Source organism: Streptomyces sp. V2I9 (assembly GCF_030817475.1).
Lineage (GTDB): Bacteria > Actinomycetota > Actinomycetes > Streptomycetales > Streptomycetaceae > Streptomyces.
Genome location: NZ_JAUSZJ010000002.1, coordinates 512,005 through 533,959 on the forward strand (window position 1 = coordinate 512,005; position 21,955 = coordinate 533,959).

Sequence of the window (21,955 nt, forward strand, 5' to 3'; positions counted from 1 at the left end):
GTTGGGGCTCCGGCCTCCGCGGGACGCTAGGCATGGGCCGAGACCGGCGCCGGTCCCCGGGTCCTCCCGCGGACGGCGCTCCGCCCGACCTTCTCCCTGGAGGCGCTTCGATGTCCTACCGTCCGCACCGCCCGCGTGTCCCCTCGCCCGGCCGCCGTGCCGTCCTGCGCGGCTCGCTGATCGCCCCGGCGGCCATGGCCCTCACCCCCGCGACCGCCGCGGCGGCCCCCGCGCTGCACCTGGCGGGGCGTCCCGAGGCGTCCTGGGGTGTGCAGGTGGGCGGTGTCACCTCGTCGTCGGCGCTGCTGTGGGTGCGCTCGGACCGGCCGGCGCGGATGCTGGTGGAGACCTCGGCGACGGAGTCGTTCCGGCGGGTGCGCCGGTGGCACGGGCCCGCGCTCGGCCCCGGCACGGACTTCACCGGCACCACCCCGCTGTACGGCCTGCCGCCGGGCGAGCAGGTGCACTACCGCGTGACGCTCGCCGATCCCGCCGATCCGCGCCGGACGGGCAAACCGGTGTACGGAACGTTCCGCACGGCTCCGGCCCGCCGCCGCTCCGGGGTGCGGTTCCTGTGGTCGGGCGACATCGCCGGGCAGGGCTGGGGCATCAACCCGGATACCGGCGGCTACCGGGTGTACGAGGAGATGCGCCGCCTGGACCCGGACTTCTTCCTGTGCAGCGGTGACAGCATCTACGCGGACGGTCCGCTGCAGGAGAGCGTCACCCTGCCGGACGGCCGAATCTGGCGCAACGTGATGACCGAGGAGAAGGCGAAGGTCGCCGAAACGCTGGACGAGTACCGGGGCAACTTCCGCTACAACCTGCTCGACCACAACGTCCGCCGCTTCAACGCGCAGGTGCCCTCCGTCGTGCAGTGGGACGACCACGAGGTACGCAACAACTGGTATCCGGGGCAGATCCTGGAGGATGCCCGCTACACCGAGAAGAACGTGGACATCCTCGCGGCGCGGTCGGCGCGCGCCTTCCACGAGTACGTGCCGCTCGCGCCCTCGTACGGTTCCGGGCGGCGTTCGCGCATGTACCGGGTGGTCCGTCACGGGCCGCTGCTCGACGTGTTCGTGCTCGACATGCGCTCGTACCGCAACGCCAACTCCCCCGGCCGCCAGGCGGACGACACGACGGGCATTCTGGGGGCCGAGCAGGCGCGGTGGCTGAAGCGGGAGCTCGCCGCCTCCCGGGCGGAGTGGAAGGTGATCGCCGCCGACATGCCGCTCGGGCTCGTGGTCCCGGACGGGGCGACGGACTTCGAGGCGGTCGCGCAGGGCGATCCCGGCGCGCCGCTGGGGCGGGAGCTCCAGATCGCCGAACTGCTCCGGTTCATCAAGCACCGCAGGATCACCGGCACCGTGTGGCTGACGGCCGATGTGCACTACACCTCGGCCCAGCACTACGCGCCGGAGCGGGCCGCGTTCAAGGACTTCGCGCCGTTCTGGGAGTTCGTGTCGGGCCCGCTCGCGGCCGGCGGCTTCCCGGCCAACGCACTGGACGGCACCTTCGGGCCGGACCGGGTCTTCGTGCGCGCCCCGGACCGGGCGAACGTCTCGCCGATGGAGTCGCCGCAGTACTTCGGGGAGGTGGAGATCGACGGCGACAGCGCGGAGTTGACCGTACGTCTGCGCGCCGAGGGCGGATCGGTGCTGTTCACCCGGGTACTCCGGCCGGGTCTCGTCGGCCAGTGAACGACGGCGAAGGGATCGATCCGGTGCTCCGGGGTGCGAGGGTCCGCCCCGGACCGTCGCCGGGCGGCCCGGCCGCTCGCCCGTTCCCGGACGGTCCGCCTGAAACGGGATCCGACCGCATCGAGATCTGACCGCATCCGAATCTGACCGAAACTGGCGATAGGCGACCAGATCGACCCGTAACCCATCGGTCACAAGGCGTTCGTGATCAGGCAACACCGCTCCTTCACAGTGAGGACATGACTGATGTGACCTCCGCGAAGAGCGCCCGCCGTCCGCACCACTGGCGGCGGGACCTGATCGAACTGGCCGCCCTGTTCACCGCCGTGGCCGTGGCCGACGCGATCGCTAATCTGATCGGGCACCAGCCGGACGGGCCTTTCCTGCTCATGGCGTCGGCCGTGGCCCTGGTGGCCACGGCCGCGTTCCACACGTGGTGGGCCCGGCGCCACGGTCACGCTCCTCCGCCGGATCCGGCGGGCCCCGGTCCCGGCGGAGGAGAAGCGCCGGCCGGGGCCGGGGGCCTGAGCGACGCGGTGAGCGGCCGGGCCGACGGGCTCGCCGGCTCCGAGGAGACCGTGCTGTGGCGGCTCCGGACGACGGTGCACGACGCCCCCGGCAGCCTGGCCGCGCTGTGCCTGGCCCTGTCCGGGCTGCGGGTGGACATCCTCACCCTCCAGACGCACCCGCTGGCGCGGGGCACCGTGGACGAGTTCCTGCTGCGGGCCCCGGCCCCGCTCCAGGCTCAGGAGCTGTCCCGCGGGATCGCCGCCGCGGGGGGCACGTCCACCTGGATCGAGCGGGCGGACGCCCACGATCTGGTCGACACCCCGACCCGAGTGCTGTCGCTGGCCACGAGGACGGCGCTGGACGCGGCCGAGCTCCCACTGAGCCTGCGTCAGCTGCTCGGCCGATGCACGATCCACTCGCTGCCGGCCGTCTCCGTCACCGGCCGGGAGACCGGGCAGAGCGCGCCGGTCGAAGGGGTGCTGGAGGAGACGGTGATGCGGCTGCGGGACCCGTCGGGCGGCGTCATCTCCGTCGAGCGGCCGTACCTGCCGTTCACCCCGACCGAGTTCGCCCGTGCCCGCGCCCTGGTCGAGTTGGACGCCCGGCTCGGCCCGCGGGTGCCGCGCGGCACGGACGTGCTCACCCTGCCCGAGGGCGACGAGATCACCGTGCGCCGCGCGGACCGCGGCGACCTCGCCGCCGCCCGCGCCATGCACGACCGCTGCTCGCAGAGCACCCTGGGCCTGCGCTACCACGGCCCCGTCAAGGACGCCGACCGCTACCTCGACCACCTGCTGAGCCCCCGTTTCGGCCGCACCCTGGCCGTGCGGACGACCTCCGGCAAGGTCGTGGCGCTGGGCCACCTCCTGTGGGACGGCGACGAGACCGAGGTCGCCCTCCTCGTCGAGGACGCCTGGCAGCGCCGGGGCATCGGCTCCGAACTGCTCGCCCGCCTGGTGACGATGGCCGGGGAAGCGGGCTGCGACAGCGTGTACGCGGTGACGCAGTCCCGCAACACCGGCATGGTGGCGGCGATGCGCGCGCTGGAGCTGCCCCTCGACTACCAGATCGAGGAGGGCACGCTCGTCATCACCGCCCGGCTGACGCCCGAAGAGGCTCCTCGGCCTTCCGCGCCGGCGGAACGGGCCCGTCGCTGAGCGCCTGGCACAGGTCCGCCCACAGGTCCTCGACGTCCTCCAGGCCGACCGACATCCGCAGCAGCCGGTCGCTGACGCCGGACGCCCGCCGGTCTCCCTCCTCCACGATGCGGTGGCTGATGGAGGCCGGGGTGCTGGATCAGCGAGTCGACGCTGCCGAGGCTGACGGCCGGGGTGATGAGCCGCACCCCGGAGATCACCCGGTGCGGGTCCCCGTACACCTCGAAGGAGACCATCGCGCCCCCGATCCGCGGGTAGTGCACGCGGGCGACCCGCGGATCGGCGGTGAGCCTGCGCACGAGTTCGGCGGCGCTCACCGAGGCCGCCCGGACGCGTACCGGAAGGGTGGACAGGCCGCGCAGGAGCAGATAGCCCGCCAGCGGGTGCAGCACCCCGCCGGTGGCGAACCGCACCTGCCGCAGCACGGCGGCGAACTCCTCGTCGCAGGCGACCACGCCGCCCATGACGTCGCCGTGGCCGCCGAGGTACTTGGTGGCGCTGTGCAGGACGATCCGCGCCCCCTCGTCGAGGGGGCGCTGCAGGACGGGGGTGGCGAAGGTGTTGTCGACCAGCAGCGGCACGGAACCGCAGGCGTGGGCGACGGCCCGGATGTCGATCTCGGCCAGCGTCGGGTTAGCCGGGGTCTCGATCATCACCAGGCCGGTGTCCGGGCGGATGGCGTCCGCGATGCCCGCCGGATCGGTCCAGGTCACCTCGGTGCCCAGCAGCCCGGCGCCGAGCAGGTGGTCGCTGCACCCGTAGAGCGGCCGGACCGCGACGACGTGGCGCAGCCCCTGGCTCGCCCGGGCGAGCAGCACCGCCGACAGCGCGGCCATGCCGCTGGCGAAGGCGACCGCGCTCCCGGCGCCCTCCAGCCGGGCCAGCGCCGTCTCGAAGCGGCCCGTGGTGGGGTTGTCGAGCCGGGCGTAGACCGGCAGCCCGTCGGGGAGGGCCCCGGTGGTGGCGAAGGCGTCGATCCGCTCGGCCTCGGCGCGGGCGTCGTAGGACGGGTAGGTGGTGGACAGGTCGATCGGCGCCGCGTGCAGGCCGAGGGAGGCGAGGTCGTCGCGTCCGGCGTGCACGGCTTCGGTGGCGAAGGCCCTGGACGGGATGGCGGCAGGGGGTGTCGTCGAGACGTCGTTGTCCATGCCGCCAGCCTGAACAGTTACCGGCCCGTAGCGACAAACTCCCGTGTTACGTTCGCCACATGCCCGATTCCGTCGCTCTCGATCCGGTGGACCTCCAGATTCTGCGGCTGTTGCAGAACGATGCCCGGACCACGTACCGCGAGCTCGCGGCCGAGGTCGGCGTGGCCGCTTCGACGTGCCTGGACCGGGTGGCCCGGTTGCGCCGCAGCGGGGTGATCCTCGGGGACCAGCTGCGCCTCGATCCGGCAAAGCTCGGCCGGGGGCTCCAGGCGCTGCTGCTGGTCCAGGTCAGGCCGCACCGCCGGGAGCTCATCGGGCCGTTCGTCGACCGGATCAGGGCGCTGCCGGAGTCGCGTGCGCTGTTCCATCTCACCGGCCCCGACGACTACCTGGTGCAGGTGGCGGTGGCGGACGCGGCGGACCTGCAACGGCTGGTCCTGGACGAATTCACCGCGCGCCGGGAGGTGGCCCGCGTGGACACCCGGCTGATCTTCCAGCAGTGGGAGTGCGGTCCGCTGCTGCCGCCCGCCGCGAGCTGACCGGCCGGGTCCGGGCACCGGGCCGGGGGGGCGGAGTTCGGACACCGGACACCACCGGTGGTGACGGGAGGGCCGCCGCCGTACGAGGATGTCCGCATGTCAGACACTTCGAGCAGCCCGCTGCCCCGTCAGGTCGCCGACGCCTACGTCGACGCGATCATCGAACTCGACCCCATCACCGGCACCTATCTGGGTGTGGCCGAAAGCTCGCGCCGGCTGCCCGACTTCTCTCCGGCCGGCCAGGCCGCCACCGCCGACCTCATCCGCGCGACGCTGCGCGAGCTGGACGCCGCCGAACAGCGTCCCGGAGCGGACAGCGACGCCGAGCGTCGCTGCGGCCGGCTCCTGCGGGAGCGGCTGACGGCGGAACTCGCCGTGCACGAGGCCGAGGAGGGGCTGCGGACCGTCTCCAACCTGCAGTCGCCCGCCCACAGCATCACCGAGGTCTTCACGCTCACACCCACCGCGACGGACGAGGACTGGGCGGCGGTCGTGGAGCGGCTGCGCGCGGTGCCCGCCGCGCACGAGGGGTACCGCGCCTCGCTGGAGCTCGGCCTGGAGCGCAAGCTGTACGGCGGGCCGCGCGCGACCGCCACGTTCGTCGGGCAGCTCACGGAGTGGGGCGGCGAGGGCGAGGGCGGGGCGTTCTTCGCGGAGTTCGTCGCTCCGGGGCCCGCGTCGCTGCGCGCGGAGCTGGACGAGGCCGCCGGGCGGGCGACGGCCTCGGTCCTGGCGCTGCGGGACTGGATGCGCGACGTGTACGCCCCGGCGGTGGAGGGGGCACCGGACCCGGTCGGCCGGGAGCGCTACGCCCGCTGGTCGCGGCTGTACAACGGCACCGACCTGGATCTCGACGAGGCGTACGCGTACGGCTGGTCGGAGTACCACCGGCTGCTCGCCGAGATGAGGACCGAGGCCGGGAAGATCCTGCCCGGCGCGGGCCCGTGGGAGGCGCTCGCCCACCTCGATGTGCACGGCCGGCACATCGAGGGGGTGGACGAGGTCCGCGCGTGGCTGCAGGGCCTGATGGACGAGGCGATCGAGGCGCTGGACGGCACGCACTTCGACCTCGCCGAGCGGGTACGGAAGGTGGAGTCCCGTATCGCGCCGCCCGGCGGGGCCGCCGCGCCGTACTACACCGGCCCGTCCGAGGACTTCTCCCGCCCCGGCCGCACCTGGCTGCCGACCATGGGCGAGACCCGCTTCCCGGTGTACGACCTGGTCTCCACCTGGTACCACGAGGGGGTGCCCGGCCACCATCTGCAGATCGCGCAGTGGACGCACGTGGCCGACAGCCTCTCCCGCTACCAGGCGTCGGTCGGCATGGTCAGCGCGAACGCCGAGGGCTGGGCGCTGTACGCGGAGCGGCTGATGGACGAGCTGGGCTTCCTGCCCGACCCGGAGCGGCGGCTCGGCTATCTGGACGCCCAGATGATGCGCGCCTGCCGGGTGATCGTGGACATCGGGATGCACCTGGAGCTGGAGATCCCGGCGGACTCCCCCTTCCATCCGGGCGAGCGCTGGACGCCCGAGCTGGCACAGGAGTTCTTCGGTAACCACAGCGGCCGCCCCGCCGACTTCGTGGAGAGCGAGCTGACCCGCTATCTGTCGATGCCGGGGCAGGCCATCGGCTACAAGCTCGGGGAGCGGGCCTGGCTGCTCGGCCGGGAGAACGCGCGCGCCGCGCACGGTGACGCGTTCGACCTCAAGTCCTGGCACATGGCGGCGCTCTCCCAGGGCTCGCTCGGTCTGGACGATCTGGTGGACGAGCTGTCACGGCTCTGACCCGGCCGGAACGGTCCGCGGGTCCCGTCGGGGGAAGCAGGGAAACGAAGTGAGGCGGTCGTCATGAGTGAGCGGAGCGGATTCCTGTTCTGCGCCGACCCGTTGAGGGCGTCACGGCCCGATCCGCAGTTCGCCGCCGAGGCCGCGGCGGCGCGTGCGGCCGGCGGCCGGATCGCGCTGGTCGATCATGACGCGCTGCTCGCCGGGGACGCGGCCGGTGCGGTGGCGCGGGTCGCGCGGGACTCCGGACCGTACTGGTACCGGGGCTGGATGATCCCCTCCGACCGGTACGCGGAGCTGGAGTCGGCGCTCGGCGCGCGGGGCTGCGCCCTGCTGACCGGTGCCGCGGACTACCGGCGGGCGCATGAACTCCCCTGCTGGTACGAGGAGTTCCGCGAGCTCACCCCGCGCAGCGTCTGGTCCGCCATGGCGCCGGGGGCTCCTGCGCCCACCGTCGGCGAGGCGGCCGGGCTCGCGGCGCCCCTGGGGCCGGGGCCGGGCATCGTGAAGGACTATGTGAAGTCCCGGAAGCACGAGTGGCACGAGGCCTGTTACGTCCCGGAGCTGGCCGACCGGGACCGCTTGGCCGCCGTGGTGAGCCGGTTCGTCGAGCTGCAGGGCGGTTTCCTCGCGGGGGGTGTGGTGCTGCGGTCCTTCGAGCCGTTCGTCGAGGGCGGCGAGGCGCGGGTGTGGTGGGTGGACGGGCGGGCGGTGCTCATCACCGCCCACCCGGACACCCCCGACCGGGCTCCCACGCCCGAACTCTCCGCCGTGCGGGAGGCGGTGGGCCGTCTCGGGCCGCGCTGGATCACCACCGACCTCGCACTGCGCGAGGACGGGGTGTGGCGGGTGGTGGAGGTCGGCGACGGTCAGGTCAGCGGCCTTCCCGCCGGGGCGGACGCCGAGGGCCTGTTCACCGCGCTGGCCGCCGCCGCGCTCCGCTGACCTCCGGGGCCGGACGGGCCCGAGGGCGGGGCGCGCCGCCGGACCGCCGGGCCGCCCCGAGGGCCGGGCCGCGCGGCCCGGTCACAGGCGGTGGTGGACGGACGACCCCTGACGCCCCTTCACCACTTCGAGCCGGGCCGGGATACGGCGGCGCAGGTCGGCCACATGGCTGACGATGCCCACGCTGCGGTCCCGTTCCCGGAGGGAGTCCAGCACGTCGAGCACCTCGTCCAGGGTCTGGTCGTCCAGGCTGCCGAACCCCTCGTCGATGAAGAGGGTGTCCAGGCGTACGCCGCCGGCCTCCTCGGTCACCACGTCGGCGAGGCCCAGCGCGAGGGCCAGCGAGACGAAGAACGTCTCCCCGCCGGACAGCGTCGCGGTGTCCCGTTCGCCACCGGTCCAGGCGTCGACCACATGCAGCCCCAGCCCGGCCCGGCGGCCGCCGGTGCGGGCGTCGGAGTGGACCAGCGTGTAGCGGCCGGAGGACATCCGCCGCAGCCGCGCGGTCGCGGCGACCGCCACCTGTTCCAGGCGGGCGGCCAGGACGTACGACTCCAGGCGCATCTTGCGCTCGTTGTCGGCGGAGGTGCCCGCCGCCAGGCCCGCGAGCCGGGCGATCCGCTCGTACTCCTGGCGCACCGGGCCGAGCCCGCGCACCTCGGCGGCGGCCTGCCGGGAGAGCCGGGTCAGCTCGGCGCAGCGTTCGTCGGCGGCGGAGCGGGAGGCGGACGCCTCGCGCAGCGACCGTTCCGCCGCCTCGAACGCGCTCCGGGCGGCCTCCGGTCGGGCGGGGGCCCGCTCGGCGGCCTCGCGGGCGTCGCATTCGGCGCGGCGGTCGGCGACCGCGGCGGCCTCGGCCTGCCAGGCGTCGACGCGGTGCTGGAGGTCGCGTTGGGCCGCCGCGTCCAGGAGGGTCGAGGCGGCGGCTTCCGGGGTGTCGAAGCCCGCCCGGTACGCCGCGTCGGAGAGCCGGTCGTCGGCCTCCTTGCGCCGCTGGGACGCGTCCTGTTCGGCACGTACCGCCTCGGCGGCCTCCGCGAGCCGGGCCACCCGGCGGGTGAGGCGATCCGCGTACGCGGCGACGGACTCCGAATCGCCCCGCACGGCGTCGAGTTCGGCGCACAGCGCCGTCCGCTCGCGGTCGAGCGCCTCGCGCCGGGAGGTGCGGGCGGCGGCCCGCCGTTCGGCCTCCTGCCGGAGTCCGAGGCGCTCACCGTGCTCGCGCTCGGCGGTGGCGAGCGCCTCGCGGGCGGCGTGGGTACCGGCGGCGGTGCGGTGCGCGTCGGCATGCTCGGCGGACAACCGGTCGACGGTGGAGCGGAGTTCGTCGACGGACGGGCCGGGATCGAGGTCCTCGCCCGTCTCGGGGCCGGTGTCCGGGTCCGTGTCGCGGGCCTCCGCGCGGGCGGCGGCGTGGCGTTCGCGGACGAGTCCGAGGGCCTGCTCCGCCCGGGCGCGTCCCTCCTCGGCGTGGCGGTGGGCGGCGAGGGCGGCCTCCTCGGTGGCCCGGTCCACATGGCCGTCGCCCTCGGTGGCGGGGGCCGGGTGGTCGGCGGAGCCGCAGACGGTGCAGGGTTCGCCGTCGACGAGCCCGGCGGCCAGCTCGGCCGCGATGTCCCGCAGCCGCCTCTCCCGCAGCCCGAGCCAGTTCTCGCGGGCGGCCAGGGCGCGTTCGCGGGCCTCCGCGAACGCCTGCCGGGCGGCCCCGGCCTCGGCGGCCAGGGCGTCGCGGCGGCGGGCGGCCTCCAGGCGGCGGCGGGCCGGGGCGAGGAGTCCGGCGAGCTGTTCGGCCCGTGTGGCGGCCTCCTGCGCGGTCTCGATGCGTTCGCGGAGTCCGGCATGGACGGTGTCCCAGCCCGCCAGCCAGGCGTCGGCGTCGCGTACGGTCGCCTCGTCGGCACGGGACTCCCGCTCCAGCGACTCCCGCTCCTCGTCGATGGCGAGGCTGCGGGCCTCCGCCCGGCGGGCCGCCTCCAGGCCGCCCAGCTCCTGCCGGAACCGGCGCTCCAGCTCGGCGAGCCGGTCGGGCCCCGCGTCCGCGAGGTCGGGGGGCAGCTGCGTCCTGGCCCGGTCGAGCGCGTCGGCCGCGCGTCGGTGGGCGCCCTCGGCCTCGTCGCGCAGTTCCAGGGCGGGGGCGACCCGGTCGGCCTTGCGGGCGCGCTCCAACCGCCTCCGGGCGCGGTCGTGTTCGGGCCGCCCTTCCTCCAGCGCGGCCGAGCGCCGCCGGGTCTCCTCGTACCGCTGCTGGAGGCGGGCGAGTTCCCGTTCGGCGTCCAGGGCCTGGCGGGCCGCGCGCTGCCGGTCCTCGGCGGCGGCGACGGCGCTGCGGGCGATGTCGAGCCGTTCGCGGGCGGTGGAGCGGGCGATCGCGGCCCACTCCAGCACGGCTTCGGCCAGGCCCGGTTCGCCGGGCCGGGCGGTGACCGGGGCGGCCTCGGCCCCGGCGGGCCCGGCCGCCTGGGCGGTGCGCTGGGCGAGGGCGAGAATCCGTTCGTCGGCGGCGGTGACCTTGGCCTCGGCGCCCCGGCGCAGTTCGGCGAGGCGTTCCTCGACGGCGGCGAAGCGGCGGGTGTCGAAGAGGCGGCCGAGGAGCTTGCCCCGCGCCTCGGCGTCCGAGCGCAGGAAGCGGGCGAAGTCGCCCTGCGGCAACAGCACGACCTGGCAGAACTGGTCGCGGCTCATGCCGATGAGCTGGGTCAGCTCCTCGCCGATCTCCTGGTGCGACCTGCTCAGGGACTGCCAGCCGCGCTCGGGGTCGTAGGCGCGCAGCCGGCTCTGGGCCTTCTCCATGGTGAAGCCCTCGCCCCGCTTCTTGGGGCGGGGCTGGGAGGGCCTGCGGGTGACTTCCAGGCGGCGGCCGCCGACGGTCAGTTCCAGCTGGACCTCGGTGGGCAGGTCCACGGGCGCGTGGTCGCTGCGCAGGGAGGCGCCGGGGCTCTGGCGGGCGCCGGGGACGGCTCCGTACAGGGCGAAGCAGACGGCGTCCAGGACGGAGGTCTTGCCGGCGCCGGTGGGCCCGTGGAGGAGGAAGAGGCCGGCGGAGGAGAGGGCGTCGAAGTCGACCTCCTGGGTGGCGGCGAACGGGCCGAAGGCGGTGACGCTCAGGCGGTGCAGTCTCACCGGGACACCTCGCGCACGGTCCCGTCCACCCGGACGTCGTCGAACGCGGCGCGCAGCACGGTGCGTTCGAGGTCGCTCGGTCCGCTGCCGCCGCGGACGTGGGCGACGAAGTCCTCGGCGATCTGGTGGTCGTCGCGGCCCTTCAGCCGCTGGGCGTAGGTGGCCCCCGGCTCCTCGGGGGGCCGCTCCGGGTCGAAGACGAGGCTGAGGGTGTGCGGGAAGCGCCGGGCGAGCCGGGCCATCGGGTCGGCGGGGCGGACCGGGTCGGTGAGGGTGGCCTCGACCCAGGCGTGCTCGTGGCGGTCCAGGGCGGGGTCCTCCAGGAGTGTGCCGAGGCGGCCGCGGAGGCGGGCGAGGGGCCGCTCCACGGGGCAGTCGATCCGTTCCTCGGCGGCGATGCCCCCGGCGCCGTCGAGGTCGATGAGCCACATGGTCTTGCGGTGGTCCGCCTCGGAGAAGGAGTAGGCGAGCGGCGAGCCGGAGTAGCGGACCCGCGCGGTGACCCGCTGGGAGCCGTGGAGGTGGCCGAGGGCCGCGTAGTCGACGCCGTCGAAGACTCCTGCGGGGACGGCGGCGACCCCGCCGACGGTGATGTCGCGTTCGCTGTCGCTGGGTTCCCCGCCCGCCACGAAGGCGTGGGCGAGGACGACGGAGCGGGTGCCGGCGGGGCGGGTGGCGAGGTCGGCGCGGACCTTGTCCATGGCGGCGGTGAGGACCGCCTCGTGACCGGCCCTGGCGGCCCCCAGGGCATCCTTGACCAGGGCCGGTTCCAGATAGGGCAGCCCGTAGAACGCCACGTCCCCGTGGTCGTCGGCCAGGACGACCGGGGTGGCGCAGCCCTCGGGGTCGGTCCGCAGATGGATCCCGGACCGTTCGAAGAGCCCGGCGCCGACGCCGAGCCGGCGGGCCGAGTCGTGGTTGCCGGAGATCATGACGGTGGGCACGCCCTCGGCGGCGAGCCGGTGCAACGCCCGGTCGAACAGCTCGACGGCGCTGAGCGGCGGTACGGCCCGGTCGTAGACGTCGCCCGCGACGAGGACCGCGTCCACCTCGCGCTCCCGGACGGTCGCCACGAGGTGGTCCAGGTAGGCGGCCTGGGCGTCCAGCAGGGGGACGCGGTGGAAGGACCGGCCCAGGTGCCAGTCCGAGGTGTGCAGGAGCCTCACGTGATCACACCGCCGGTTGTGGCCTGCATCGTCCTCGTCCTCCACCCCGTGGGCCGCGCACCGGCGGCCCGTGATGCCGCCCGGCAGCGACCACGCTAACGCCGCGGGGCCGCCGAACCCGCATCGATCATGATTCCGGCGTGCGTGGGATTGCCCTCACCACCGGCTTCGGCACCGTGACGTACGGCTGCGGGAGGGGGTGCGCCCGCCTCACGGTGGCGCGGTGGCGGTCACACGTCGCCGTACGCCTCGCCGCCCAGTTCCAGGGTGGCCGACCCGGCGGTGGCGTCGGCCAGCCAGCCGGTGAACGCCTCGACGTCGGCGTCCGGCAGCCCGATCTCGATGGTGACCGCCTCGGCGTACCGGACCTCGCGGACGTCCCTCCCGGTGGCCCGCAGGTCGTTCTCCAGCTTCCCGGCGCGCTGGTGGTCGATCCGGACCGTGGCGAGCCGGAACCGCTGCCGGGTGAGGGTCCCGAGGGCATCGAGGGCTTCGCCGACCACACCCCCGTACGCCCGGATCAGTCCGCCGGCGCCGAGCTTGACCCCGCCGTAGTAACGGGTGACGACCGTCGCGACGTACCGCACCTCCCGCCGCATCAGCATCTGGAGCATCGGAACGCCCGCGGTGCCGCCGGGTTCGCCGTCGTCGCTCGCCTTCTGTACGGAGGCGTCGGCGCCGATCACGTACGCGTAGCAGTTGTGGGTGGCGGTCGGGTGCTCCTTGCGGACGCGGGCGACGAAGTCCTGCGCCTCCTCCTCGGTGGCGGCGGGGGCGAGGGAGCAGAGGAAGCGGGATCGGTTGATCTCGCTCTCGTGCACACCCGCGCGGGCGACGGTCCGGTACTGCTCCTGCATCCGCCCACCCTATGCGCCGCCGCGCGGACGGGCCCCGGCGGGAATGCTCGGGCCGGGCCCGCCGGTTGTCCCGGCATGGACGCAGAGAGCACGTACGCGAACGGCGGGTACGCGGACCCCGCGACGATCAGGCGCATTCTCCAGGACACGGGCGACACCTGGGCGGTGGTCGGCCTGTCCGGCAACCGCTCACGGGCGGCCTTCGGCGTGGCGGAGGTCCTTCAGCGGTTCGGCAAGCGGGTCGTCCCCGTGCACCCCAAGGCGGAGACGGTGCACGGGGAGCGGGGATACGCCTCGCTCGCCGACATCCCGTTCCCGGTCGACGTCGTGGACGTGTTCGTCAACAGCGAGCTGGCCGGCGCCATCGCGGACGAGGCTGTGGCGGTGGGCGCGAAGGCGGTCTGGTTCCAGCTCGGCGTCGTGGACCCGGACGCCTTCGCGCGGACCCGTGCGGCGGGGCTGGACATGATCATGGACCGGTGCCCCGCGATCGAACTTGAGTCCCTACGTCAGGACAGACTCGGCAGAGCGCTCAATTCGGTACGGGCGGCCCGGATGGACGGCCTCGACGAGCGTGGCGCCGATCCGCGCATCGGGTCCAGGCCCAGGTCACCGGGCCGGGTGTACCGCGCGCCGGCGTGACGGGCGATGGCCGGGAACCTCTTGACATCTTGGCGGGGTGCGCGGCCGAAACGTTTCACGTACCGCTTGGCGCGCCGGGCGGGGGCAGAGGTGGTCATCCTCTCGGCCTCTGACCAGGCCCTACGGCATGTAACCGTAAGTCACCGACTCGTGGCCCGAGTCCGAGATCCGGCGCCAGTCGGGTGTGAGCCGTCCTGGGACGAAGATCCCGCTGTTGTCGGGCACCGAGGCCCAGCGGGCGGCACCACAGTCGTGGGTGCGCCATCCTTCGACTGCTCAGCGCCGGCGTTGAAGTCGCGGACCGCCCTGATGACGATGGGATCTTCGACGAATTCGACAACCTGGCTCGCCGACCGGGGCTCAGTCCACCGCGGCCGTTCCCTTGCCCCCTCGCCAGTCGATCCCGGACACGTCGACGCCCGATGTGCAGACAAGCATGCGAAGCCTCGGGTGGATACGGCTCTCCTGGTCGACAACCCACCCACCAGAGACTTCGCCACGTTGCCGGCCTAGCTGACCAGCCCGCCCCTCACGCAGGTTGAAAAGTGCTCACTGCCGTCTCGGTACAGATGGCCGCCTCCACCAGATGACCCGTACATGGCACCGAAGTCGATCCAGCAGCGGGGAACGTGTCGATTGGGCGCACTCTTCGAGCTTTCGCAGGTGGGACGTGCAGCACCCCGCCACCTGCGAGAAGGTCACCCTTCACGAGGCGGCCGCCGCCTGCCGGGCTCACCCGACCGTACGGACAAAGTTTCATTCGCGACCTCAAAGTGCGACGCACGCCCGTCCAGGCAGGGCGACATCACCGGAGGGCCCCCCACCTCCGCCCTCGCCATGACCGGTCAGCGCCTCCAGCCCTCAGACAGACAGCCGCTCCCGCCGCTCCGTGCACCCGTACCCCTTTGCGCACCTCGCCATTTCGGTCGGGTGCGAAGCGATCGGACTCCAGCGAGACAACAACGCACACCCTCGACGCGAGAGCCCCCCGCCGTCCCGCCGAAAGCCTCGCCGCGCCCCTGACGCGAGTGACACACCTCGAAATCATGCTTTGCTTTCACTAATCGCTAACTCGTCGAGATATGCCGATCGCGAGGCAAAGGGAGGCGAGTTCGGGAAAATCGGACGATAGGAGGACGAGCCTGGGCAGCAATTCCGATTCGTTTCGCGATCGCCACGCAAAATCCTTGACATGGTCACATTTTCCAAGGTTAAGTTCGCGGCTGCACAAGGTGGTTGCGCCAGCGGGAGCTGGCTCCTAGGGGTGGGGTGGCGGGGGGGGTGCGCTTTGGCGTGCGTAAACCTGGTGATGTCGTGACCAGGCATGACGGTGGTGTCCCGAAGGAACCGGACAACGGTGACCACGCGGGGACGGGCGCGCATGGGCATTCACGGCGAGTCGCCATAGCAAAGAAGGCCGGTCTGTTGGCGGTGTTCGCACTTGCCCATGGCAGGCCGTACGCAGCTCCCGCGCAAGCCGCAGCGGCCTGCGCGGGAGGAGCGAGCGTCTTCAACGGGGACGGCATCCGGGATGTCGCGACAGCCGCCCCCGAAGCCACGGTCGCGGGCAAGAAGCGTGCCGGCCTGATGCGGATCGTGCTGGGGGGCGGCAAGGGAGCCGTAGAGATATCCCAGGAGAGCCCCGACGTTGCCGACGGCGCGGAGGCCGGTGACCGTTTCGGCACGTCGCTGGCGGTCTACGACGCCGACCTCGACGGGTGTGCAGATCTCGCGATCGGTACACCGTACGAGGACGTGGGCCCGGAACGGGACGCCGGTTACGTTCAGGTGATCTTCGGTTCGACGGAGGCAGTGGGTCGGGACAAGGCGAGCAAGGGCTTCCTGCAGGGCTCGGCCTATCCCATCGGAGGTACTCCTGAGCAGGAGGACTGGTTCGGTTATGCGGTGACAGCAGGCAAGTCCATCACAGGGAACCCCTTTCTTGTCATCGGAATCCCGGGCGAGGACATCGGCACCGTCCCCGATGCGGGAACTCTCGGCTACATCTACGGAACCGACTTCAAGGGCACCGCTGTCAGCCAGGACAGCGTCGGGGTCCGGGAGGAAGCAGAACGGTACGACCGGTTCGGCTCCTCGGCCGCTGCTACCGACCGGCACATCGCCGTCGGGGCGCCGAGGGAGAGCAGGGGAACCGTCGCAGGAACCGGTGGTCTGCGGGCGTTCGCACCACCGATCAACACCGACGACATCCCCAGGCCCCTCTTCGGCATGGGCCAGTCACGCACGCCGGACCCGGACACGGCCGCGCAGACTGACGATCATTACGCAACAGCCTTGGCCATGGCGCCGTGTCGTCCCGCAGGGGCGGCCGCCATCACCGATTCGCTCCTCGCCGTGGGTGTACCAGGAGAGGACCTGTCGACCACTGTCGACGCGAGTGCCGTCCACGTCTTCCACATCACCGCAGCCGGAACCGTCTCGCTGGTGAACTGGATCGACCAGAACACCCCTGATGTCGGCGGAAGCCCTGAGGCGGGGGAACTGTCCGGACAGCGACTCGCCGCAGCGGACACGACCACCGATGTGGTCAGCACCAGTGCCACGGTGCACCTCGCCGTCGGGGTGCCTGGTGAGGACATGGGGGAGTTCTCTGAACAGGGCGGTGTGCACAACCTGCCCATGATCGGTGCTCCTGGAGCTTCCGACGTATGGATCGGCCCTGGTGCAGGTGAGCCTGCGGCGCGCACGTACACGGGCCTGAGCCTCGGAACGAGTCGACTCTCCTCTACGTCGGCACGCCGTACGGCCGCGGGTCGGTGCGGGCCGTACACGGTTCTCGTGAGGTGAGGCCGAAGGGATGTCACCAGCTCAGAGCTGGAAGCCCGGCACGGACGGGATCCCGGTGGGCGACGGCGCTCTCGGCGCAGTGATCCGCTGAGTGTCCGGTCAGGTCCGGTGGTCAAGGAATATCGAGTGACAGGGTGAGGAAAACAAGATGCGGTACAGGCGGGCGAGACCGAATTCTTTCGCCGACGGCGAGAGCCGTCGAGACAGAGCGAGCCGCTCACGGGGACAGAGATGGGCCAGGGCGGTGGCAGCCTCGGTAGTCCTGAGCGCGGCATTCGCCGTCACCTCGGCCCCGTCGTTGACATCCGTAGCAACTGCGGCGGTGGTGTGCCCCTCCGGCGTGGAGAACGACTTCAACGGGGACGGTGTCCGGGACGTTGCCATCTCCGATCCCGAAGCTACGGTTTCGGGAAAGGCCAAGGCAGGCGCGGTACAGGTTGTGTACGGCGGAGGCAAAGGCACCCTGCGCCTCGATCAGGACTCCGCGGGCGTCCCTGGAGCACCCGAGACGGGAGACCGCTTCGGGTTCTCACTGGCGGTCTACGACGCCAACCTGGACGGTTGCAGTGACCTCGTGATCGGCATTCCGTACGAGGACCTTACTGTCACCTCTCCGGTGGCGGGGACCTTCCTCGACGCCGGGCTGGTACAGGTCGTCCACGGAGCGACGACCGGGCTCGGCACCGGCCCGGCGGCCAAGGAGTTCTTGCAGGGCACCGGCAAGCCGCTGGGAAGTGGGATCGAGAAGGACGACTGGACGGGCTATTCACTCGCGGCAGGCAAGACCGCGACCGGTTCCCCGTACCTGATCATCGGAGTTCCTGGCGAGGACATCGGCACGGTGGTGGACTGCGGCGCCATGTTCTATGTCCACGGCACCGCACAGACCGCTGTGATAGTCCACCAGGACACCGATACGGCCGGAGCTGTGTCGGGCACGAATGAGCAGGACGACCGGTTCGGTTCCTCGCTGGCGGGTACCCCCACTCACTTCGCCGTGGGCTCACCCGGCGAGGCCCTGGGAACGAATGCCTTCGCCGGCGGCACCGCTGTTTTTAGTCATACGCTCGTCTCCGGTTCTCCGAAGCCGTTGCTCGGGCTGGGACAGGACCAGGACGCGATCAGTGGGGTCGAGGAGGCAGGTGACGGTTTCGGCACCGCGCTGGCCATGGTCCCCTACCGTCCCGTCGGCGCCACCTCCACCACGGAATCGCTGCTCGCGGTCGGAGTCCCGGGCGAGGACCTGGTCACCACGGAGGACGCGGGAGGAGTCGCGGTCTTCCGCATCACCGCAGCGGGAACATTCACCCAGACCTCGTGGATCGACCAGGACTCCGTGGACACCGAAGAAGCGGCCGAACCGGGTGATTTCTTCGGCCAGCAACTGGTGGCAGTGAACAGCTCACCCTCCACGACGAGTTCGGCCACCACGACACGGCTGGCAGTCGCTTCTCCCGGCGAGGAATCGAGCAAGGAGCACCTGGAAAAGGGTGGGGTGCAGATTTTCCCGCTGGTAGGTGCGGTCGGAGCATCCGATCGCTGGATCGATCCGGGGTACGGGATCGGCGCGGAGGTCGGTCCGAGGATGTACGCCGGTCTCAGCCTGGGAGCGAGCTCGGCAGCGCTCTACGTGGGAGTGCCCTACGGGCCTGCCGCGGGGCAGGCGGTTCACGGATTCTCGTGGAACGTCGCCACCGGCGGTGCGCCCACACAGACATTCAAGCCCGGAGAGGGCGGCTTGCCCGCTGGTGGGGTGGCCTTCGGCGCGGCAGTGCGCTGAACGGCCGGCGGGAGATGAGCGGAAGATGAACGACAGGGTGGGTAACGAACGAATGACCGTACGCAGAAGACGCTCGGGGGCAGTCCTCAGCAGCGCGATTGCCGCCGCTGTGCTGGCGGGGGTGCTCACGGGGACACAGGCATCCGAGGCGGAACGGAGCCCGGACATCGCTCCGGTGGCAGCCGGTGAACTGGCTACGACTGAGGGACAGGCGCTCGCGGCAGCCGAGGAGAGTGGGAAAGACGTCGAGATCACAGGTCTGCGCTCCGAGCGGCGTGAGATCTTCGCTCAACCGGACGGGACGTTTGTCGCACGTGAGTACACCGATCCGATCCGGACCGTGCGGAACGGCAAGTGGGTCGAGATCGACGAGAATCTCGTCCGGCGCGCCGACGGCAGTTGGGGGCCGAAGGCAGCCACGGTGAACCTGTCGTTCTCGGCGGGTGGAACCGGCAAGCCGTTCGTGACGATGGACCGGGCGGGACGTCAGCTGTCCCTCACCTGGCCCTACGGTGATCTGCCCGCACCGAGGATCGAGGGTGACAGCGCCACCTACGTGGATGCGATCGCGGGGGTCGACCTGGTGGTTCGGGCCGAGGCCGACGGGTTCGGTCATCTGCTGGTGGTGAAGACCCCGGAGGCTGCCGCCGATCCCCGGCTGGACGAGGTCGCTATGGGGCTCAAGGCCCAGGGGCTGACGGTCGGGGAGGATGCTTCCGGAGCGCTCAAGGCAGAGGACGCGGCCGTCGGCGGCACTGTCTTCGAGGCGGGAAAGCCCGTCATGTGGGACTCGGCGGCGGTGACGGAGGCGGCGAAGAAGGCCCAGGGCCCTCAGGCGGTCGCCAAGGCACTGGCCGCTGCGGCCGACGACCTCGCCGAATTGCCGGAACCCGCTCTGGACGGGGCCGGCGGAGGTGGCCGGTCGGCCGAGCTGGGCATCGAGGTGTCTCGGGACAAGCTGACCCTCATCCCTGACCAGGAACTGCTGGCGGACGAGTCCACCGTCTTCCCGGTCGTGATCGACCCGCTCCAGCGCACCACGTCGCGCGCAGCGTGGACCGGAGTGATGTCCGGTATGCCGAGTGAGCAGGACTGGAAGTACTCCGGTGACGCGGGTGTCGGCAAGTGCCCCACCGACTACAACCCTGTCTCGTGCAACGGGGTCGGCGTGCGCCGGCTGTTGTTCACCATGCAGATGTCGTTCTACAAGGGGAAGCAGATCCTGGGTGCGACGTTCGCGGCCCGGGTGGCGCACATCTACAGCGCCTCCCCCACCGCGGAGCCGATCCAGCTCTATCGGATCGGCGGCAAGGACCACACCATCACTTCCGGGAGCGACTGGTCGAACACCAAGGACGACTGGACCGACTACCTCCAGACCGTGGACAAGGCCATCTCTCCGACCTCTTGCTCCAGCGACGCCAACCTGCGCTTCGAGAGCGGCGCGACCGGTGAGCTGACCAGCGAGGTCCAGACGGCTGCGGACGGCGGATGGTCGTCGATGACTCTGGGCCTGCGGGCCGCTGACGAGTCGCGGTTCGCCGAGTGGAAGCGCATCTGCGGGAACGCTTTCCTCGAGATCAGCTACAACACGCTTCCCAGGCAGATCTCGACGGCCAAGATGTCCTCCGACCCCGGTGGCTCGTGCAAGTGGGGCAGTGGCCGCCCTTATGCCGAGAAGCCTCCTGTGCTGAGTGCCGTCGCCTCCGACCCTGATCACGGCAACGGCCACACCGACAAGGTGAAGGTCCAGTTCAAGGTGGCTTGGACACCGGCCGGTAGCTCGGCCGAGACGTCGTACACCTACGACACTCCCTACCAGGCACCGATCTCGGAAACCCGGTTCACCCATCAGGTGAAGACATCGATCCCGCAGAACACGGTCATCTACTGGAGCGTGCGGGCCTACGACGGTGACGGCTGGGGCCCCTGGAGTACCGACGGGGCGCCGCAACGGTGCGAGTTCATGTACGACGCCACGAAGCCGGGCAAGCCGAACGTGCTGTCCAAGGAGTACCCCTCGAACACGGTGTGGCAGGACGGTGTCGGTACCTCGGGCACGTTCACGTTCTCGCCGAACCTCAACGACTCCACTCCCGACACCGATGTCGTGAAGTACCGCTACGGCTTCAACAGCGATGCTTCGCCGGCCACCACGGTCACGGCATCCGCAGCCGGCGGCCCCGCGTCCGTGACGTTCACGCCGACACGGGCCGGACGTAACTGGGTGGACGTGGTCGCGGTCGACAAGGTGGAGAACCCGAGCACCCTGGCGCGTTACGAGTTCCTGGTCACCGAGGGCAAACCTGTCGTGGCGCAGTGGAATCTCGCTGATGCGGCCGCCAGTTCCTCCGCCCACGACGAGCGGGAGACGTTCTCCGCCGACAAGGGGGACGGGGTCACGTTCGGTGTCAGGGGGCCGGCTGGCAAGGTGGACGCGGCAGCGGCCTTCGACGGGACCCCGGGCGCGTACCTCGACGCCGGTGACACGGTGCTGGACACGTCCAAGAGCTTCAGTGTCAGCGCGTGGGTCCGTCCCACCTCCCTCGACCGCGACATGACGGTGGTCAGCCAGGACGGTACGGGAGAGCCTGGTTTCACACTGGGCTATGACGCGACCGCAGGAACGTGGGCCTTCTCGGTGCCGGTGAATGACATCGACTCCCTCGGTTCCTGGAAGGCGGTCTCCACCGGGGTCACGCCGGTCAAGGACCAGTGGATACTCCTGACGGGCGTGTACGACGCGCAGAAGAGCGAACTGCGGCTGTATCTCAACAAGGACTCCAAGGGAACGGCGCTGCGCCGCTCGATGTGGCGTTCCTACGGGCCGCTCCAGATCGGCCGGTCGACCGCGAAGAGCGGCTACCGCGACAACTTCGTCGGTGATCTCGCCGAGGTGCGGGTATTCGACCGGGTGCTTCCCCAGACGCAGGTGGCGGAGCTCATGACGGTCAAGCCGGAGCGGAAGGGGTACTGGCAGCTGGACGCGGCGAACGGTACGACTACTGCGGAAACGGGTGGCGGCCAGGCACTGACCCTCGCGGGCGACGCCTCGATCTACCGGCCCGCGGATCCGCTGTTCGACACCGCGGCCCTGGTCGGCGACGGGAACCTGGTACTGGACGGAACCGGGGACTACGCGTCCACGGCGACAGCTCCGGTCAGCGGAGGTGGGAGCTTCACTCTGAGCGCACGCGCCCAGTTGACCTCGCTCGACCCGCAGAAAGCACAGACCGTGTTCTCGATCCCCGGGCGTAACACCAATCGTGTCAACGTGCGCTACCAGCCTGCGGTGGACGCGGACACTCCCGCCATGTGGACGCTTGCTGTGGCTCAGACAGATACAGCAGGCCCAGTCGTCAAGATCTTCAACGACAACCAGGCGCTGCCCAGTCCTGAGGGTGCCGGCCAGCACCTGGCAGTCGTCTACGACGCCTTCGCCAACGAGATCCGTCTCTACGTGGAAGGCCAGCTGGCCTCCTCCGCCCGTGGCGTCGAGAACACGCTGTGGACCACGACGAGCGGTCTCCAGGTAGGCCGTTCAATCTTCTCGAATGAGACGGAGTACTTCGCCGGCGCGATCGACGAGGTGCGTGCCTACGACGGTGCGACCGACCCCATCGCGGTCCGGCAGATGGCCGAACTCATCTCCGTACCCGACATGTAACAGCTCCGTGCTGCCGGCCCCCTCGCCGTCGAGGGGGCCGGTCTTCAAACCTTCTTCTCGTCTCGCGCCGCTGCCTCGTGCTGCCCAGCGCCCCTTCACCTGTGGAGTTCCCGATGCCGTTCCGTGGG

11 protein-coding genes and 2 pseudogenes are annotated in these 21,955 nt (G+C 71.5%); 9 read left to right on the plus strand and 4 right to left on the minus strand.

Going from position 1 to position 21,955, the window contains the following annotated elements; translation table 11 throughout:
• Positions 1–110: 110 nt before the first annotated feature.
• Both QFZ71_RS02345 and QFZ71_RS02350 read left to right on the plus strand, forming a co-directional pair.
• Positions 111–1,703 (plus strand): alkaline phosphatase, encoded by a 1,593-nt coding sequence (locus QFZ71_RS02345; RefSeq protein ID WP_307666578.1) that lies wholly within the window; start codon positions 111–113, stop codon positions 1,701–1,703.
• Positions 1,704–1,951: 248 nt separating this feature from the next.
• Positions 1,952–3,370 (plus strand): GNAT family N-acetyltransferase, encoded by a 1,419-nt coding sequence (locus QFZ71_RS02350; protein ID WP_307671319.1) that lies wholly within the window; start codon positions 1,952–1,954, stop codon positions 3,368–3,370.
• On the opposite strand, the pseudogene QFZ71_RS02355 reads toward QFZ71_RS02350, so the two are convergent.
• A pseudogene (locus QFZ71_RS02355) lies at positions 3,303–4,518 on the minus strand (PLP-dependent aspartate aminotransferase family protein). The gene QFZ71_RS02350 and the pseudogene QFZ71_RS02355 overlap by 68 nt on opposite strands.
• Positions 4,519–4,577: 59 nt before the next feature.
• Here QFZ71_RS02355 and QFZ71_RS02360 point away from each other — a divergent pair.
• From QFZ71_RS02360 to QFZ71_RS02370, 3 genes are all read left to right on the plus strand, one after another.
• Positions 4,578–5,057 carry an Lrp/AsnC family transcriptional regulator gene (locus QFZ71_RS02360; protein WP_307666579.1) on the plus strand — a complete coding sequence of 160 codons (480 nt, stop codon included), beginning with the start codon at positions 4,578–4,580 and terminating at the stop codon, positions 5,055–5,057.
• A gap of 96 nt (positions 5,058–5,153) precedes the next feature.
• Positions 5,154–6,842 (plus strand): DUF885 domain-containing protein, encoded by a 1,689-nt coding sequence (locus QFZ71_RS02365; protein WP_307666580.1) that lies wholly within the window; start codon positions 5,154–5,156, stop codon positions 6,840–6,842.
• Positions 6,843–6,905: 63 nt separating this feature from the next.
• Positions 6,906–7,787: an ATP-grasp domain-containing protein gene (locus tag QFZ71_RS02370; protein WP_307666581.1), complete on the plus strand. Its 882-nt coding sequence runs from the start codon at positions 6,906–6,908 to the stop codon at positions 7,785–7,787.
• Positions 7,788–7,868: 81 nt separating this feature from the next.
• Here QFZ71_RS02370 and QFZ71_RS02375 read toward each other — a convergent pair whose 3' ends face one another.
• The 3 genes from QFZ71_RS02375 to QFZ71_RS02385 form a co-directional block, all read right to left on the minus strand.
• Positions 7,869–10,907, minus strand: coding sequence for an SMC family ATPase (locus QFZ71_RS02375; RefSeq protein ID WP_307666582.1), 3,039 nt, complete (start codon positions 10,905–10,907; stop codon positions 7,869–7,871).
• Entirely contained in the window at positions 10,904–12,073 is a 1,170-nt protein-coding gene (locus QFZ71_RS02380; RefSeq protein ID WP_307666583.1) for an exonuclease SbcCD subunit D, read from the minus strand. The genes QFZ71_RS02375 and QFZ71_RS02380 overlap by 4 nt, the downstream gene beginning before the upstream one ends.
• Before the next feature lie 230 nt (positions 12,074–12,303).
• A complete protein-coding gene (locus tag QFZ71_RS02385) occupies positions 12,304–12,930 on the minus strand; it encodes a YigZ family protein (protein ID WP_307666584.1) in 627 nt (208 codons plus the stop codon).
• Positions 12,931–13,005: 75 nt separating this feature from the next.
• Here QFZ71_RS02385 and QFZ71_RS02390 point away from each other — a divergent pair.
• From QFZ71_RS02390 to QFZ71_RS02405, 4 genes and pseudogenes are all read left to right on the plus strand, one after another.
• A pseudogene (locus QFZ71_RS02390) lies at positions 13,006–13,437 on the plus strand (CoA-binding protein); the annotation flags it as partial.
• Positions 13,438–14,886: 1,449 nt separating this feature from the next.
• On the plus strand, positions 14,887–16,380 hold the full coding sequence (locus QFZ71_RS02395; RefSeq protein ID WP_307666585.1) for an FG-GAP repeat protein: 1,494 nt from the start codon (positions 14,887–14,889) through the stop codon (positions 16,378–16,380).
• A 340-nt stretch (positions 16,381–16,720) separates the two neighbouring features.
• Positions 16,721–18,160, plus strand: a complete 1,440-nt coding sequence (locus tag QFZ71_RS02400; RefSeq protein WP_307666586.1) for a VCBS repeat-containing protein — start codon at positions 16,721–16,723, stop codon at positions 18,158–18,160.
• A gap of 340 nt (positions 18,161–18,500) precedes the next feature.
• Positions 18,501–21,827: a LamG domain-containing protein gene (locus QFZ71_RS02405; RefSeq protein ID WP_307666587.1), complete on the plus strand. Its 3,327-nt coding sequence runs from the start codon at positions 18,501–18,503 to the stop codon at positions 21,825–21,827.
• Positions 21,828–21,955: the final 128 nt, after the last annotated feature.

Bases quoted from the DNA above. Each gene is read 5' to 3' on its own strand.
- QFZ71_RS02345 (WP_307666578.1), top strand. From the start codon at position 111: ATGTCCTACCGTCCGCACCGCCCGCGTGTCCCCTCGCCCGGCCGCCGT.
- QFZ71_RS02360 (WP_307666579.1), top strand. From the start codon at position 4,578: ATGCCCGATTCCGTCGCTCTCGATCCGGTGGACCTCCAGATTCTGCGG.
- QFZ71_RS02365 (WP_307666580.1), top strand. From the start codon at position 5,154: ATGTCAGACACTTCGAGCAGCCCGCTGCCCCGTCAGGTCGCCGACGCC.
- QFZ71_RS02370 (WP_307666581.1), top strand. From the start codon at position 6,906: ATGAGTGAGCGGAGCGGATTCCTGTTCTGCGCCGACCCGTTGAGGGCG.
- QFZ71_RS02385 (WP_307666584.1), bottom strand. From the start codon at position 12,930: ATGCAGGAGCAGTACCGGACCGTCGCCCGCGCGGGTGTGCACGAGAGC.